General features: G+C 70.3%; 8 protein-coding genes and 1 pseudogene. 6 read left to right on the top strand and 3 right to left on the bottom strand.

The window, feature by feature from the left end; all coding sequences use genetic code 11:
• Positions 1–23 precede the first annotated feature (23 nt).
• The 4 genes and pseudogenes from ACIPTO_RS13395 to holA all read left to right on the top strand — a co-directional run bounded on the left by ACIPTO_RS13395 (position 24) and on the right by holA (position 5,353).
• Positions 24–2,678, top strand: a complete 2,655-nt coding sequence (locus tag ACIPTO_RS13395; protein WP_401192121.1) for a ComEC/Rec2 family competence protein — start codon at positions 24–26, stop codon at positions 2,676–2,678.
• 82 nt (positions 2,679–2,760) lie between these two features.
• Positions 2,761–3,546 (top strand): arylamine N-acetyltransferase, encoded by a 786-nt coding sequence (locus tag ACIPTO_RS13400; RefSeq protein WP_401191416.1) that lies wholly within the window; start codon positions 2,761–2,763, stop codon positions 3,544–3,546.
• 12 nt (positions 3,547–3,558) lie between these two features.
• Positions 3,559–3,806: pseudogene (locus ACIPTO_RS13405) on the top strand (hypothetical protein).
• Positions 3,807–4,363: 557 nt separating this feature from the next.
• On the top strand, positions 4,364–5,353 hold the full coding sequence (gene holA, locus ACIPTO_RS13410) for a DNA polymerase III subunit delta (protein ID WP_366313606.1): 990 nt from the start codon (positions 4,364–4,366) through the stop codon (positions 5,351–5,353).
• 301 nt (positions 5,354–5,654) lie between these two features.
• Here the strand turns inward: holA and rpsT are convergent, their stop codons facing one another.
• A complete protein-coding gene (rpsT, locus tag ACIPTO_RS13415; protein WP_043676462.1) occupies positions 5,655–5,921 on the bottom strand; it encodes a 30S ribosomal protein S20 in 267 nt (88 codons plus the stop codon).
• Positions 5,922–6,532: 611 nt separating this feature from the next.
• Between rpsT and lepA the strand changes: the two genes are divergently transcribed.
• Together lepA and ACIPTO_RS13425 are read left to right on the top strand one after the other, a co-directional pair.
• Entirely contained in the window at positions 6,533–8,407 is a 1,875-nt protein-coding gene (lepA, locus tag ACIPTO_RS13420) for a translation elongation factor 4 (RefSeq protein WP_401191418.1), read from the top strand.
• 320 nt (positions 8,408–8,727) lie between these two features.
• A complete protein-coding gene (locus tag ACIPTO_RS13425; protein WP_401191420.1) occupies positions 8,728–10,602 on the top strand; it encodes an AMP-dependent synthetase/ligase in 1,875 nt (624 codons plus the stop codon).
• Positions 10,603–10,718: 116 nt separating this feature from the next.
• On the opposite strand, the gene ACIPTO_RS13430 is transcribed toward ACIPTO_RS13425, so the two are convergent.
• Together ACIPTO_RS13430 and ACIPTO_RS13435 are read right to left on the bottom strand one after the other, a co-directional pair.
• Entirely contained in the window at positions 10,719–11,294 is a 576-nt protein-coding gene (locus ACIPTO_RS13430; protein ID WP_401191422.1) for a two-component system response regulator, read from the bottom strand.
• Between the two features lie 12 nt (positions 11,295–11,306).
• The coding region (locus ACIPTO_RS13435; RefSeq protein ID WP_401191424.1) for a HAMP domain-containing protein at positions 11,307–14,445 on the bottom strand (3,139 nt) is incomplete at its 5' end.

The following is a 14,445-nucleotide window of genomic DNA, read 5'->3' on the forward strand; positions in this document are numbered from 1 at the left end:
ACTCACCCCAGCCAGGGCCAGGCCTGAGGCCAAGAGTCGAGCCCGCGCACGCCGCCTCCGGCGACGAGTGGAGCACCACCCACCCCCGACCAGAAGGCCCGACAGACCTACGACTGGTACCGCCCGCACTCGCGGCCTGGGCGACGGCGGCACTGGCCATCGACGCGTCACCGGCGTGGGTGACGGGAGGAGCGCTCGCGGCTCTGTCGGTGGCGCTCGTGCTGCTGCTCACGAAGCGGCGACAGACCACACGGAGGCAGCGCACACGGCCACAGTCCACACCGCGACGAACCACACAGAGGCAGCCCGTAGGGAGGCAGCCCACACAGAGTCAGCCCACATGGAGGCATGCCGCCTGGCCCCGCGTCTCGATCGCCGCCCTGCTCCTCTCCGTCGCCGCGGCCGCGGCCTCCGCCGGGCTGCACGGGGCGGATCTGCGGCGTGGGCCGGTGCCCGAGTTGGCGGGGGAGTACGCGACCGTGACCGCCGAGGTGGAGGTCGGTTCCGATCCGAGGCTGACCCGGCCACGGATCAGTGGGGATCATGCGGCGCCGGTCTCTGTGCTGATCGACGGCGAGGTGCGGCGGGTCCAGGAGATGGACGGGACGGTCGTGCGGACACGGACGCCGGTGCTGTTGATCGTGGACCCGGGTTCGTCAATGAAGGGAGTGACCGGGAAGGGGGTGAGCGCGGAGGGAGGGGACGCGAGGGGAGGGGCACGGGGCGGCCCGGAGCATTCGCCGTGGCTCGGGCTGCTTCCCTCCACGCGAGTCAAGGTGACCGCGCGGTTGGCACCCTCGCTGACGAGCGGGGACCGGGTCGCGGCCGTGCTCCGGGTACGGAACCAGCCGGTGCCGGAGGTGGTGGGGGAGCCGTCCGGGGCGCAGCGGTTCGCGGGCCGGTTGCGGGCGGGGCTGCGTGAGGCCACCGACGGATTGCCGGGCGACGCGCGGGCGTTGTTGCCGGGGCTGGTCGTCGGGGACACCGCGCGCATCACACCTGAGTTGGACCAGGCGTTCAAGGAGACGGATCTCGCGCACACCCTCGCCGTGTCCGGAAGCAACCTCACCATCCTGCTCGCCCTTCTCATCGGCCCACCGGGTCTCGCCCAGCACATCGAGCGCCGGGGTCTGGCACCGCGCCTGGGCATCTCCCTCCGGGCGACCGCGCTGCTCGGTGGCGTGCTCACCCTCGGCTTCGTCGTCGTGTGCCGCCCAGATCCGAGCGTGCTGCGGGCCGCGGCCTGCGGAGCCGTGGCGCTGCTCGCCCTCGCGACCGGGCGCCGCAGATCACTGATCCCGGCCCTGGCGACGGCCGTCCTGCTGCTGGTGCTCTACGACCCGTGGCTGGCCCGGAGTTTTGGCTTCCTGCTCTCCGTGCTCGCGACCGGTGCGTTGCTCACGCTCGCGCCGCGCTGGAGCGAGACGCTGCGTCGGCACCGGGTTCCGCCGCGGCTGGCCGAGGCGCTGGCCGCCGCCGCTGCCGCGCAGGCGTTGTGCGCGCCGGTCGTGGCCGTGCTGTCGGCGCGGGTGAGTCTGGTGGCGGTGCCGTGCAATCTGCTCGCGGAGATCGCGGTCGCGCCGGCCACCGTCTTGGGTTTCGCCGCGCTGATCGCGGCCCCGATGGCGATGCCGGTGGCCAAGGTGCTTGCGTGGGGCGCGAGTTGGCCCACGGGGTGGATCGCGGACGTCGCCCGGACCGGTGCGTCGCTGCCCGGCGGGGGAGTGGAGTGGCCGGGGAGTTGGACCGGGGCGCTGCTGCTCGCGGTTGCGGTCGCGGCCTTTGTGCTGGTCGGGCGGCGGCTGCTGAAGTACCCCTGGCTGTGCGGGGTTTGTGGGTTCGTGCTGCTGCTGATCGTGATGGCGCCGGCGCCGTTGACCCGGGTGATCACGGGATGGCCGCCGCCGGGTTGGCGGTTCGCGATGTGTGATGTCGGGCAAGGGGACGCGACGGTGCTCGCGGCGGGCAAGGGCGCCGGCGTGGTCGTGGACGCCGGACCCGATCCGAAGCCGGTCGACCAGTGCCTGCGTACGCTTGGCATCACCAGGATCCCGCTCGTCGTGCTCACCCATTTCCATGCCGACCATGTGGCTGGGCTGCCCGGGGTGTTGCGGGGTCGTTCGGTGGGTGCGATCGAGACGACGTCCTTCGAGGAGCCCGCAGACCAGGTCGAGTTCGTACGCAGAGCGGCGGCGGAGCGGCACATCCCGATCACCCGGGCCGTGGCCGGCGAGGAGCGGCGCACCGGTCCTCTGGCCTGGCAGGTGCTGTGGCCTCCAGCGCCCTCCACGCGCCCGGGGCCCGACCTGGACGGGCCGAACGACGCGAGCATCGCCCTGCTGGTGAGGACGGCCGGGCTGCGACTGCTCCTGCTCGGAGACCTCGAACCCCCGGCCCAGCAGGAGCTGTTGAGGTCACCGGCAGCCGCACTGCTCGGGAACGTGGACGTCCTCAAGGTCGCCCATCACGGCTCGGCCTATCAGGACCCGGAGCTGATACGCAGAGTCGCTCCGCGGCTGGCGCTGATCTCCTGCGGCGAGCACAACGTCTACGGTCACCCCGCCCCGAGTACGGTCGCGGCGCTGCGGGCCATGGGCGCGGTGGTGCTGCGGACGGATGTGGACGGGGCGTTGGCGGTCGGCGGAAGCGGGGAGGGGTTGCGGGTGATACGGGAGTGAGGGGTGGGGTGGGGCGGTGAGCTGGTCGTCTGCCTGGTCATCGTCCTGGGCGACGGCCCCGCCCTGGAGTGAGACTGGGGGCATGAACTCCGCACAGACCGACGCCTACCTCCGCCGCCTGGGCCTAGCCCGCCCGGCCGCGCCCACCGCCGACGCCCTGCGCGAGCTGCACCTGCACCATCTGCGGGCCGTGCCCTTCGAAAACCTGTCGGTGCACCTGGGCGAGGAGATCGTGCTGGACGAGGACCGGTTGCTGGACAAGGTGGTGGGCGCGCGCAGAGGCGGGTTCTGCTACGAACTCAACGGCGCCTTCGGGGCGTTGCTCACCAGCCTGGGTTTCGAGGCCACGCTCCTCGCCGCGCGGGTGCACGGGGACGAGGGGCGGCTCGGTATCCCGTACGACCATCTGGCGTTGCGCGTCGGGACGGCGGACGGGAGCGTGTGGCTGGCGGACGTCGGGTTCGGCAGGCACAGTCACTACCCGCTGGCGTTCGCGGAACCGGGTGCGCAGCGGGACCCGGGCGGCACGTTCAGCCTGGTCGAGGTGGGCCCCGACCTGGACGTCGTTCATGACGGCAAGCCCCAGTACCGTCTGGAGACACATCCCCGGGAACTCGCCGACTTCGTGGCCGGCGCGTGGTGGCACAGCACGTCACCTGCCTCCCACTTCACCCAGTCCCTGGTCTGCTCCCGGCTTCTGGAGGACGGCGGAAGAATCACCCTGGCCGGCCGGACCCTCACGGTGACCAACGAGGAGGGCACGCGGGACGTACGTGAACTGACCGCGGACGACGAGGTGCTGGAGGTGTACCGGGACCGGTTCGGCATCGAGCTGGGGTCGGTTCCGGAGGCGCGGAAGCGGGGGTAGAAAATATCCCGTGTGAGCGATGTGAGACATGTGCTGGTGCTGCCCGACCGAGACGCGGCCCACGAGGCGGCGGAGGCGCTCGGCGAGCGGTTCCCACTGGACGAGGAACCCCAGTTGGTACGGGGGACGCCCTGGCCGGCGAGGACGACGCCGAGGACGCCCAGTGGCTCCTGGTCCTGCGGGACGAACACGGCCGCCTCGACCCCGGAGAGCTGGACGCGTTCGCGGGGGAGTGGGACGGCTGGCGCGAGGAGCCGTAGGGGCGACGGATCCCAGGGTTCGCGTAGTCGTGCCCGTCTCCGGCAGGCCCGTCCCCGTTCGCCGGTTGGCCTCGCACTCGGAACCACTCCCGATTCCGAACTCGGACGGCCACCCGGCCCCCAGCTCTACCGCGCACTTGAGCCCCACCTGATCCCCGCACGCACTTGAGCCCGACCCTGCACTCAGCCCCGCACGGCGACCTGAGCGCGCCCGGGGCCCTGGGCCTGCACGCACATCTGAGCCGGGCCCGCACCCAGCCCAGCAGTTGCATCCACCTGACCCTGCGCCCCGACCCCGAGCCCGACCCGGACCCCCGAAACAGGCTCCCGAGCCCGCCTCCGGCCATGGGTCTGCGCGCGCACCTGAGCCGGGCCGCGCACCTCGCCCCGCACGCGCACCCCGCACGTCACCCGCCCGAGCCCGCACCTAGACCCCGAGCCCGGGCCATACCCCCGACCCCGACCCGAACCCCAAGCCGACCCCACACCCCAGACCAACAACCCCCGCACACGCCACCCCGCCCCCGTTGTCAGTGCCGCATGGGATGCTTTACGCAATGGCCAGGAAGACTGCGAATGACGACCCTCTCGCCCCGGTGACGCTTGCCGTGGGCCAGGAGGACCTCCTGCTCGACCGTGCCGTGCAGGAGGTGGTGGCCGCCGCTCGGGCCGCCGACGCCGACACGGACGTACGTGACCTCACGTCGGACCAGTTGCAGCCCGGCACGCTCGCCGAGCTGACGAGTCCCTCGCTCTTCGCGGAGCGCAAGGTCGTGATCGTACGCAATGCGCAGGACCTGTCCGCGGACACGGTCAAGGACGTGAAGGGGTATCTCGGCGCGCCCGCCGAGGAGATCACGCTCGTGCTGCTGCACGCGGGCGGGGTCAAGGGCAAGGCGCTGCTCGACGCCGCGCGCAAGGCCGGGGCGCGGGAGGTGGCCTGCCCGAAGATGACCAAGCCGGCGGACCGGCTGGCGTTCGTGCGGGGCGAGTTCCGGGCGACCGGAAGATCGGCCACGCCGGAGGCCTGCCAGGCGCTCGTCGACTCCATCGGCAGCGATCTGCGGGAACTGGCGTCCGCGGTCTCCCAGTTGGTCGCCGACATCGAGGGGACCATCGACGAGGCGGTCGTCGGCCGGTACTACACGGGCCGGGCCGAGGCATCGAGCTTCACGGTCGCGGACCGGGCCGTGGAGGGGCGCGCGGCGGAGGCGTTGGAGGCGCTGCGCTGGTCGCTGTCCACCGGGGTCGCGCCGGTGCTGATCACCAGCGCGCTGGCACAGGGCGTGCGGGCGATCGGGAAGCTGTCGTCCGCGCGCGGGGGACGGCCGGCGGATCTGGCGCGTGAGCTGGGGATGCCGCCGTGGAAGATCGACCGGGTGCGGCAGCAGATGCGGGGCTGGACACCGGACGCGGTCTCCGTCGCGCTGCGCGCGGTGGCCGAGGCGGACGCGGGAGTGAAGGGCGGGGGAGACGATCCGGAGTACGCGCTGGAGAAGGCGGTCGTCACGATCGCCCGGGCGGCCCGGTCACGGGGACAGTCGTAAGAGTCGTAGCGGGGCGCGGGGCCGTCGTAGCGGAGTCCTGGACGGTCGTGGTGGAGCCTCGGCGTCACGGCGGGTGGGCACGGTGGGTGCGCGCTACGGCGGGTGGGCGAGGCGAGCGGGCGCTACGGCGCCACCGGGGGCGGACACAGCAGTGCCCCCGAAGTGGGTCCGGGGGCACTGTACGTGGCGTGGCGACCACGATGTCTGTCCGTGAATCGAGGTAGAGGGCTCGATATGGTCCTCACGGTGGATTGCTACTGGTCCGGTCCGCGCGAGCGCGGGCCGAGGCAAGTGCGGAGGATCAGCCCTTGAGCGCGGTGACCTTGGAAGCAAGCGCCGACTTCTTGTTGGCGGCCTGGTTCTTGTGGATGACGCCCTTCGCGACGGCCTTGTCGAGCTGACGCGCGGCAGCGCGCTGGTACTCGGTGGCCTTCTCGACGTCACCCGCGGCAGCGGCTTCGCGGGCCTTGCGGATCGCGGTCTTCAGGGAGGACTTGACGGCCTTGTTGCGCAGCCGAGCCTTCTCGTTGGTCTTGATCCGCTTGATCTGGGACTTGATGTTCGCCACGAATGAGCCTTTGCAGGTTCTGGCACGGGGCCGCACGGGTCCCGGGCCGATGATTTTCTTGGGTTGAGCCTCGTGCCGAGAGGGCATGAGACACAGTCGCCCAGGCTACCAGCCGCCCACCGGCCCACCCAAACCGGTCCCCGGGAGGCCTCCGGCGCACCCCTCGCACCGTCCCCACCCGGACCGCACCCCTTGCCCACGGGCCCCGGCCCAGCCCACCCGTCCCCCGAAGTGGACCTCCGGGCAACCCCGGTCCCTCAACCTCCCACGCTCACCCACCTGCATTGGCCCCACCCGGACCCCCTCAAGCCGGTCCCCGAGCAACCCCGCATCCACCCGGATTTCCCCGACCCGCCTCCGACCTCCCGACCCCCCTCCGACACCCCCAGACCTTCTCCGCCCTCCCCGCCCCTCCGACCTCCCGGAACCACGCCAGCCGCCGCCCCGACCCCGCTCAGGAGACCGCCCCCACCTCCCGGCTCACCCCCCGCTCACCCACCCGCACCGGCCCAAACCGGACCACGCCTCCCGCGCGTGGGACGATGGAGACTACGTATAGATCCGACCCGAGACCGCAGACACTGCGGACGCCTCAAGAATCAGGACCCTGCGTGCCCGCGATCCCCAGCCATGTGCCCGAGCCGAGCCGTACCGACCCGGCGTTGATCCGCAATTTCTGCATCATCGCGCACATCGACCACGGCAAGTCCACGCTCGCCGACCGGATGCTCCAGCTGACCGGAGTGGTCGACCAGCGGCAGATGCGTGCTCAGTACCTCGACCGCATGGACATCGAGCGCGAGCGCGGCATCACGATCAAGTCCCAGGCGGTCCGACTGCCCTGGGCCCCCACCGAAGGGGCCGACAAGGGCAGTACCCACATCCTCAACATGATCGACACCCCGGGACACGTCGACTTCACGTACGAGGTCTCGCGCTCCCTCGCCGCCTGCGAGGGCACCGTGCTGCTCGTGGACGCCGCCCAGGGCATCGAGGCCCAGACCCTCGCCAACCTGTACCTGGCGATGGAGAACGACCTCACGATCATCCCCGTACTGAACAAGATCGACCTGCCGGCCGCGCAGCCCGAGAAGTTCGCCGAGGAGCTGGCGAACCTGGTCGGCTGCGACCCCGACGACGTCCTCAAGGTCTCCGCGAAGACCGGCCTCGGTGTCGACGCGCTGCTGAACAAGGTCGTCCAGGAGATCCCGGCGCCCGTCGGGAGCGCGGACGCGCCCGCCCGCGCCATGATCTTCGACTCCGTCTACGACTCCTACCAGGGCGTCGTGACGTACATCCGTGTCGTCGACGGCCAGCTCACCAAGCGCGAGCGGATCCGGATGATGTCGACGAACGCCACGCACGAGCTGCTGGAGATCGGCACCAACTCGCCGGAGATGCTCGGCGCGGACGGGCTCGGGGTCGGCGAGGTCGGCTATCTGATCACGGGTGTGAAGGACGTCCGCCAGTCCAAGGTCGGTGACACGATCACCACCCTGCACCAGGGCGCGACCGAGGCGCTCGGCGGCTACAAGGACCCGAAGCCGATGGTCTTCTCGGGCCTGTACCCGCTGGACGGGTCCGACTACCCGGAGCTGCGCGAGGCCCTCGACAAGCTCCAGCTCAACGACGCGGCCCTGGTCTACGAGCCGGAGACCTCCGCGGCCCTCGGCTTCGGCTTCCGCGTCGGCTTCCTCGGGCTGCTGCACCTGGACGTGATCCGGGAGCGGCTGGAGCGCGAGTTCGGGCTCGACCTCATCGCGACCGCACCGAACGTGGTGTACCGGGTCGACATGGAGGACGGCAGCGAGCACATCGTCACCAACCCGAGCGAGTTCCCCGAGGGGAAGATCGACAAGGTCTACGAGCCCGTCGTGCGCGCGACGATCCTCGCGCCGTCGGAGTTCATCGGCTCGATCATGGAGCTGTGCCAGACCCGGCGCGGCACCCTGCTCGGCATGGACTACCTCTCCGAGGACCGCGTCGAGATCCGCTACACGCTGCCCCTCGCGGAGATCGTCTTCGACTTCTTCGACCAGCTGAAGTCCAAGACCCGCGGCTACGCCTCGCTGGACTACGAGCCCACCGGCGAGGTGACGTCCAGCCTGGTCAAGGTCGACATCCTGCTGCACGGCGACAAGGTGGACGCCTTCTCGGCGATCACGCACAAGGACGCGGCGTACGCGTACGGCGTGCGGCTGGTCGCCAAGCTGCGCGAGCTGATCCCGCGGCAGGCCTTCGAGGTGCCCATCCAGGCCGCGATCGGCTCCCGGGTCATCGCCCGCGAGACCATCCGCGCCATCCGCAAGGACGTCCTCGCCAAGTGCTACGGCGGTGACATCTCCCGTAAGCGGAAGCTGCTGGAGAAGCAGAAGGAGGGCAAGAAGCGGATGAAGATGGTGGGTTCCGTGGAGGTTCCCCAGGAGGCCTTCATCGCGGTGCTGTCCAGTGACGACAACGGTGGCGGCGGCAAGGGCAAGAAGTAGCGGTCCTATACACCGAAATTCCGGACGGCAACCGGTGACGCACGGGGCCCGTGGCGCTTTCGCGCGGCGGGCCCCGAGTCTTCGCCCCTCCGGCGTGGTCCCGACTCCGCGGGAAGTGACCGTCCGCCGCCCCTTACGCACCGGCCGGTCGCGGCTTACTCTGATCACTGCTCCATAGTTACTCGTGAGTTAAACAACAGCCGCAGGGGCTACCAGTCGCCCTGCGGCCGGGGCCACACTGAGTCACCAGCCACACAGAGCCAACCGCCGCAGCAACAAGCCAAGCCAGCAGCCGCACCGTCGCGGGCCCGGAGGATGTCGTGAGCGACACACAGACCCTGATCGAGAACCGTCCGCCGTCCGTGGCGGGCCTCTTCCTGGAGCGGGTGGCGGCCACGCCGGACGCGGAGGCCTACCGCTACCCGGTGCCGGCGGCCTCCGGCGAGGGCCCCGACGCATGGAAGTCGCTGACCTGGGCCCAGTCCGCCGAGCGGGTCTTCGCCATCGCCGCCGGCCTGATCGAACTGGGCGTACAGCCCGAGGAGCGCGTCGCGCTCGCCTCCGCCACCCGCGTCGAGTGGATCCTCGCCGACCTGGGCATCCTGTGCGCGGGCGCCGCCACGACCACGGTGTACCCGCAGACCAACGCCGACGAGTCGACGTTCATCCTCGCCGACTCCGGCAGCAAGGTCCTCATCGCGGAGGACGCGGCCCAGCTCGCCAAGGCGCAGGCGAAGCGCGCCGAACTGCCCGAGCTGACCCACGTCGTGGTCATCGACCCGGCCGGCGTCGAGACCGGCGACGGGGTGCTCACCCTCGCCGAGCTGGAGCAGCGCGGCGCCGCGTACCTGGAGAAGAACCCGGGCCTGATCAAGGAGCGGGTCGCGGCCATCACCAAGGACCAGCTCGCGACGATCATCTACACCTCGGGTACGACCGGCCGTCCCAAGGGCGTCCGCCTCCCGCACGACAACTGGTCGTACCTCGCCAAGGCCATCTCCGCGACCGGCCTGCTCGGCCCGGACGACGTGCAGTACCTGTGGCTGCCGCTCGCCCACGTCTTCGGCAAGGTGCTCACCTCCGGGCACATCGAGATCGGGCACGTCACCGCCGTCGACGGCCGCGTCGACAAGATCATCGAGAACCTGCCGGTCGTGCAGCCGACGTACATGGCCGCCGTCCCGCGCATCTTCGAGAAGGTCTACAACGGGGTCGCCGCCAAGGCACGCGCGGGCGGCGCCTCCAAGTACAAGGTCTTCCAGTGGGCCGCCGAGGTCGCCCGCGAGTACGCCAAGGTCACCCAGGACAACTTCCGCCGCACCGGCACCGCCGGCGCGCCCTTCGGCCTCACCGCGAAGCACAAGGTCGCCGACGCGCTGGTCTACGCGAAGATCCGCGAGGCCTTCGGCGGCAAGCTGCGCGCCTGCGTCTCCGGATCGGCGGCGCTCGCACCGGACATCGGCTACTTCTTCGCCGGCGCCGGCATCCACATCCTGGAGGGCTACGGCCTGACCGAGTCCTCGGCGGCCTCCTTCGTGAACCCCGGCGAGGCCTACCGCACCGGCACCGTCGGCAAGCCGCTGCCCGGCACGGAGGTGCGCATCGCGGACGACGGCGAGATCCTGCTGCGCGGCCCCGGCATCATGGAGGGCTACCACGGCCTCCCCGAGAAGACCGCCGAGGTGCTGGAGTCGGACGGCTGGTTCCACACCGGCGACATCGGCGAGCTCTCCCCGGACGGCTACCTCCGCATCACGGACCGCAAGAAGGACCTCATCAAGACCTCCGGCGGCAAGTACATCGCCCCCGCCGAGGTCGAGGGCCAGTTCAAGGCCGTCTGCCCCTACGTCTCCAACATCCTGGTCCACGGCGCCGACCGGAACTTCTGCACCGCCCTGATCTCCCTCGACGAACCCTCCATCCTGGAATGGGCCAAGGAGAACGGCCTGGAGGGCAGGTCCTACGCCGAGGTCGTCGCCGCGCCCGTCACGGTCGCCCTCGTCGACGCCTACGTCAAGGAACTCAACGAGGGCCTCCAGCGCTGGCAGACCATCAAGAAGTTCCGCCTCCTGCCCCGCGACCTCGACGTGGAACACGGCGAGATCACCCCGAGCCTCAAGCTGAAGCGCCCGGTCGTGGAACGCGAGTACAAGCACCTCATCGACGAGATGTACGCGGGCTCACGCGAGGCGTGATCCCTGACGGGCCCCGCACCCCGAAAGGGCAGCGGGGCCCGTCAAGGGCGCGGGGAACCGCGCGACCGGCCCCCCGCCGGGCCGGGCCCGCATCCGACGACGCGCCATCTGCGTCCCTAGCGCCGTCGCATGTCCCGCACGATCCGGCCCATCTCCCGCACCCGCATCCGGAGTTCCCCCACCTCGGCGACGGAACTCGCGGCCATCCGCGCCTCGATCTCCTTGAGCCGCGACGCCAGTTCGTCGAACTGCCCCTGTTCCCGGGCCAGCATCCGCTCCAACAGCTGGTTCTTGCGGTGCAGTTCGAGGAACACGGTCACCTTGGCCCGCAGGACCCAGGGATCGAACGGCTTGGTCAGGTAGTCGGCGGCACCCGTCGCGTACCCCCGGAACGCGTACCCCGCGTCGGAGTCCGTCCCGGTCAGGAAGATGATCGGCACGTCCTTGGTCTGGTCGAGCCGCTTGATGTTGGCCGCGGTCTCGAACCCGTCCATCCCCGGCATCCGGATGTCCAGCAGGACCACGGCGAACCGCTGCCGCAGCAGCGCCTTCATCGCCTCCTCGCCCGAACGCGCCCGTACCAGCGGCTCGTTGAGGGACCCCAGGACGGCCTCCAGCGCGACCAGGTTGTCCTCCATGTCATCGACCAGGAGGATGCTCGCGCGCTCGTCGGTCGTTGCCTCAGCGCTCATGATGGCTGTGCCTCACTCAGTCGTCGGCGGTGCCGCCGTCTCCCCTGGCGTACCCGGATCCGCCCCCGTGACGTCCCCGGACCCGCCCCCGGCCTCGGGGTCCAGGAGCGTGCACACGACGGTCAGCAGCTGGTCGACGTCGACCGGCTTCGGTACGTAGTCGTTGGCGCCCCGCGCGATGGACTTCTCCCGGTCGCCCGGCATCGCCTTCGCGGTGAGCGCGACGATCGGCAGCCCGGTCCAGCGCGGGGCGCGGCGGATGGCGGCGATGGTCTCGTACCCGTCCATCTCCGGCATCATGATGTCCATCAGCACGAGTTCGACGTCCGGGTTGCGCTCCAGCGTCTCGATGCCCTCGCGGCCGTTCTCCGCGTACAGCACCGGCATCCCGACCCGCCCCAGCACATGGGTGAGCGCGAAGACGTTGCGGATGTCGTCGTCGACGATCAGCACCCGCCGCCCCGGGAGCACCTGCCCCGCGCGCCCGGTCATCCACGCCTCCAGTTTGGTGGGTGCGGGCCAACTGTCGTCCACCTCGTGCGCGGTGAACGACTCCGACGACAACTGCGTCGGCGGCAGCGGCAGTTCACGGTCCTCGGTGAGCGGCGCGCCGCCCGCCGCGTGCCCGGGGCTGACGACGGGGACGTAGAGAGTGAAGGTGGAGCCCTGTCCCGGCTCGCTCTCGGCGACGATACGGCCGCCCAGCAGGCCGGCGATCTCGCGGCTGATGGACAGCCCGAGACCGGTGCCGCCGTACTTGCGGTTGGTCGTGCCGTCGGCCTGCTGGAACGCCTCGAAGATCACCGGGAGTTTCTCGGCGGCGATGCCGATCCCGGTGTCGGAGACGGCGAACACGATGACCTCGTCACTGTCGTCGCAGTAGCGGTGCTCGGGGTCCTTGACGCGGGTCACACGGAGTTCGACGCTGCCCGTCGCGGTGAACTTGATGGCGTTGGACAGCAAATTGCGCAGGATCTGCTGGAGCCGCTGCTCGTCCGACCACAGCTCGCGCGGCACGTCCTCGCCCACCGACACCTCGAACGCGAGCCCCCGGTCCAGGGTGAGCGGACGGAACGTGGCGTGGACGTAGTCCAGCAGCTTGATGAGCGGAAGGCGCTTGGGGCGTACGTCCATCCGGCCGGCCTCGATCTTCGACAGGTCGAGGATGTCGTTGATGAGCTGGAGCAGGTCCGAGCCGGAGCGGTGGATCGTGGTCGCGAACTGCACTTCCTGGTCGGAGAGCCGGCCGTCCGGGTTGTCGGAGAGCAGCCGGGCCAGGATCAGCAACGAGTTGAGCGGCGTGCGGAGTTCGTGCGACATGTTCGCCAGGAACTCCGACTTGTACTGCGAGGAGGTCGCCAACAGGGCCGCTTTCTCCTCCAGTTCGGCGTTCGAGCGCTGCAACTCGGCCTGCTGCTTCTGGAGTTCGTCCGACCGTTCCTGGAGCTGCATCGCGAGGCGCTGGGACTCGCCGAGCAGGGACTCCGTGCGGGAGTTGGCGATGATGGTGTTGATCGCGACGCCGATGGTGTTCACGAACTGGTCGAAGAACGCGAGGTGGACGTCCGAGAAGCGGGAGAAGGAGGCCAGCTCGATCACGCCGAGGAGCCGGTCCTCGAAGATGATCGGGATGATGACCACGCTCGCCGGAGAGGCCTCGCCGAGCCCGCTGTTGATCTTGATGTAGCCGGGCGGCGCCTCCTCCACCAGGATCCGCTTCTTCTCCCGCGCCGCCTGCCGCACCAGCCCGTGCACCGGCATCCCGCCCGTGTCCACGGTCGCGCCCTGCGCCGCCCCGTACCCGGCGATGAAGGCAAGTCCCTTGGTGGGAAGGGCCGTTCGCAGGCTGTCCTCGTCGGGATCGGCCAGGAAGAACGCCCCGTACTGCGCGTTCACCAGCGGCGTCAGCTCGCGCAGGATCAGGTCGGCGACCTCCATCAGGTCCCGGTGACCCTGCATCAGCGCGGCCAGGCGCGCGAGGTTGGACTCCAGCCAGTCCTTCGCGCGGGTCGTCTCGCGGAGGTTGGCCACCATCAGGTTGATGTTGTCCTTGAGCTCGGTGACCTCGCCCTGGGTCTCCACCGTGATCGAGCGGGACATGTCGCCCTGGGCCACCGCCGAGGCGACCTCGGCGATCGCGCGGACCTGCGTGGTGAGGTTCAGCGCGAGTTCGTTCACGTTGGTCGTCAGGCGCTTCCAGGTGCCGTAGACGCCCTCCACCCGTGCCTGGCCGCCGAGTTGGCCCTCGGAGCCGACCTCGCGGGCCACCCGGGTGACCTCGGACGAGAACGACGAGAGGGTGTCGACCATCGTGTTGATGGTGGTCTTGAGCTCCAGGATCTCGCCGCGCGCGTCCACGTCGATCTTCTTCGACAGGTCGCCCTGCGCCACCGCCGTCGCGACCTGGGCGATGTTGCGGACCTGCGAGGTCAGGTTGTCGGCCATGTAGTTGACGTTGTCGGTCAGGTCGCGCCAGACGCCGGAGACGCCCAACACCTGGGCCCTGCCGCCGAGTCGGCCGTCGGTGCCGACCTCACGGGCCACCCGGGTGACCTCGTCGGCGAAGGCGCGCAGCTGCTCCACCATCGTGTTGACGGTGTCCTTCAGTTCGAGGATCTCGCCGCGCGCGTCGACGGTGATCTTCTTCGACAGGTCGCCGTTGGCCACGGCGGTCGTCACCTGCGCGATGTTCCGCACCTGGGAGGTCAGGTTCAGGGCCATGAAGTTGACGTTGTCGGTGAGGTCCTTCCAGACCCCGGACACGCCCCGCACCTGCGCCTGCCCGCCGAGGTTGCCCTCGGTGCCGACCTCGCGGGCGACGCGCGTCACCTCGTCGGCGAAGGCGGAGAGCTGGTCGACCATCGTGTTGATGGTCGACTTCAGCTCCAGGATCTCGCCCTTGGCCTCCACCGTGATCTTCTTGCCGAGGTCGCCCTGCGCGACGGCCGTCGACACCAGCGCGATGTTGCGGACCTGCGAGGTCAGGTTGTCCGCCATGAAGTTGACGTTGTCGGTGAGGTCCTTCCAGACCCCGGACACGCCCCGGACCTGCGCGCGCCCGCCGAGGTTGCCCTCGGTGCCGACCTCGCGGGCGACGCGCGTCACCTCGTCGGCGAAGGCGGAGAGCTGGTCGACCATCGTGTTGATGGTC

Origin of the sequence: Streptomyces sp. NPDC090083, from assembly GCF_044747445.1 — a bacterium.
In the GTDB taxonomy this organism is placed as follows: Bacteria; Actinomycetota; Actinomycetes; order Streptomycetales; family Streptomycetaceae; genus Streptomyces.

Bases quoted from the DNA above. Each gene is read 5' to 3' on its own strand.
- ACIPTO_RS13430 (WP_401191422.1), bottom strand. From the start codon at position 11,294: ATGAGCGCTGAGGCAACGACCGACGAGCGCGCGAGCATCCTCCTGGTC.
- ACIPTO_RS13400 (WP_401191416.1), top strand. From the start codon at position 2,761: ATGAACTCCGCACAGACCGACGCCTACCTCCGCCGCCTGGGCCTAGCC.
- holA (WP_366313606.1), top strand. From the start codon at position 4,364: ATGGCCAGGAAGACTGCGAATGACGACCCTCTCGCCCCGGTGACGCTT.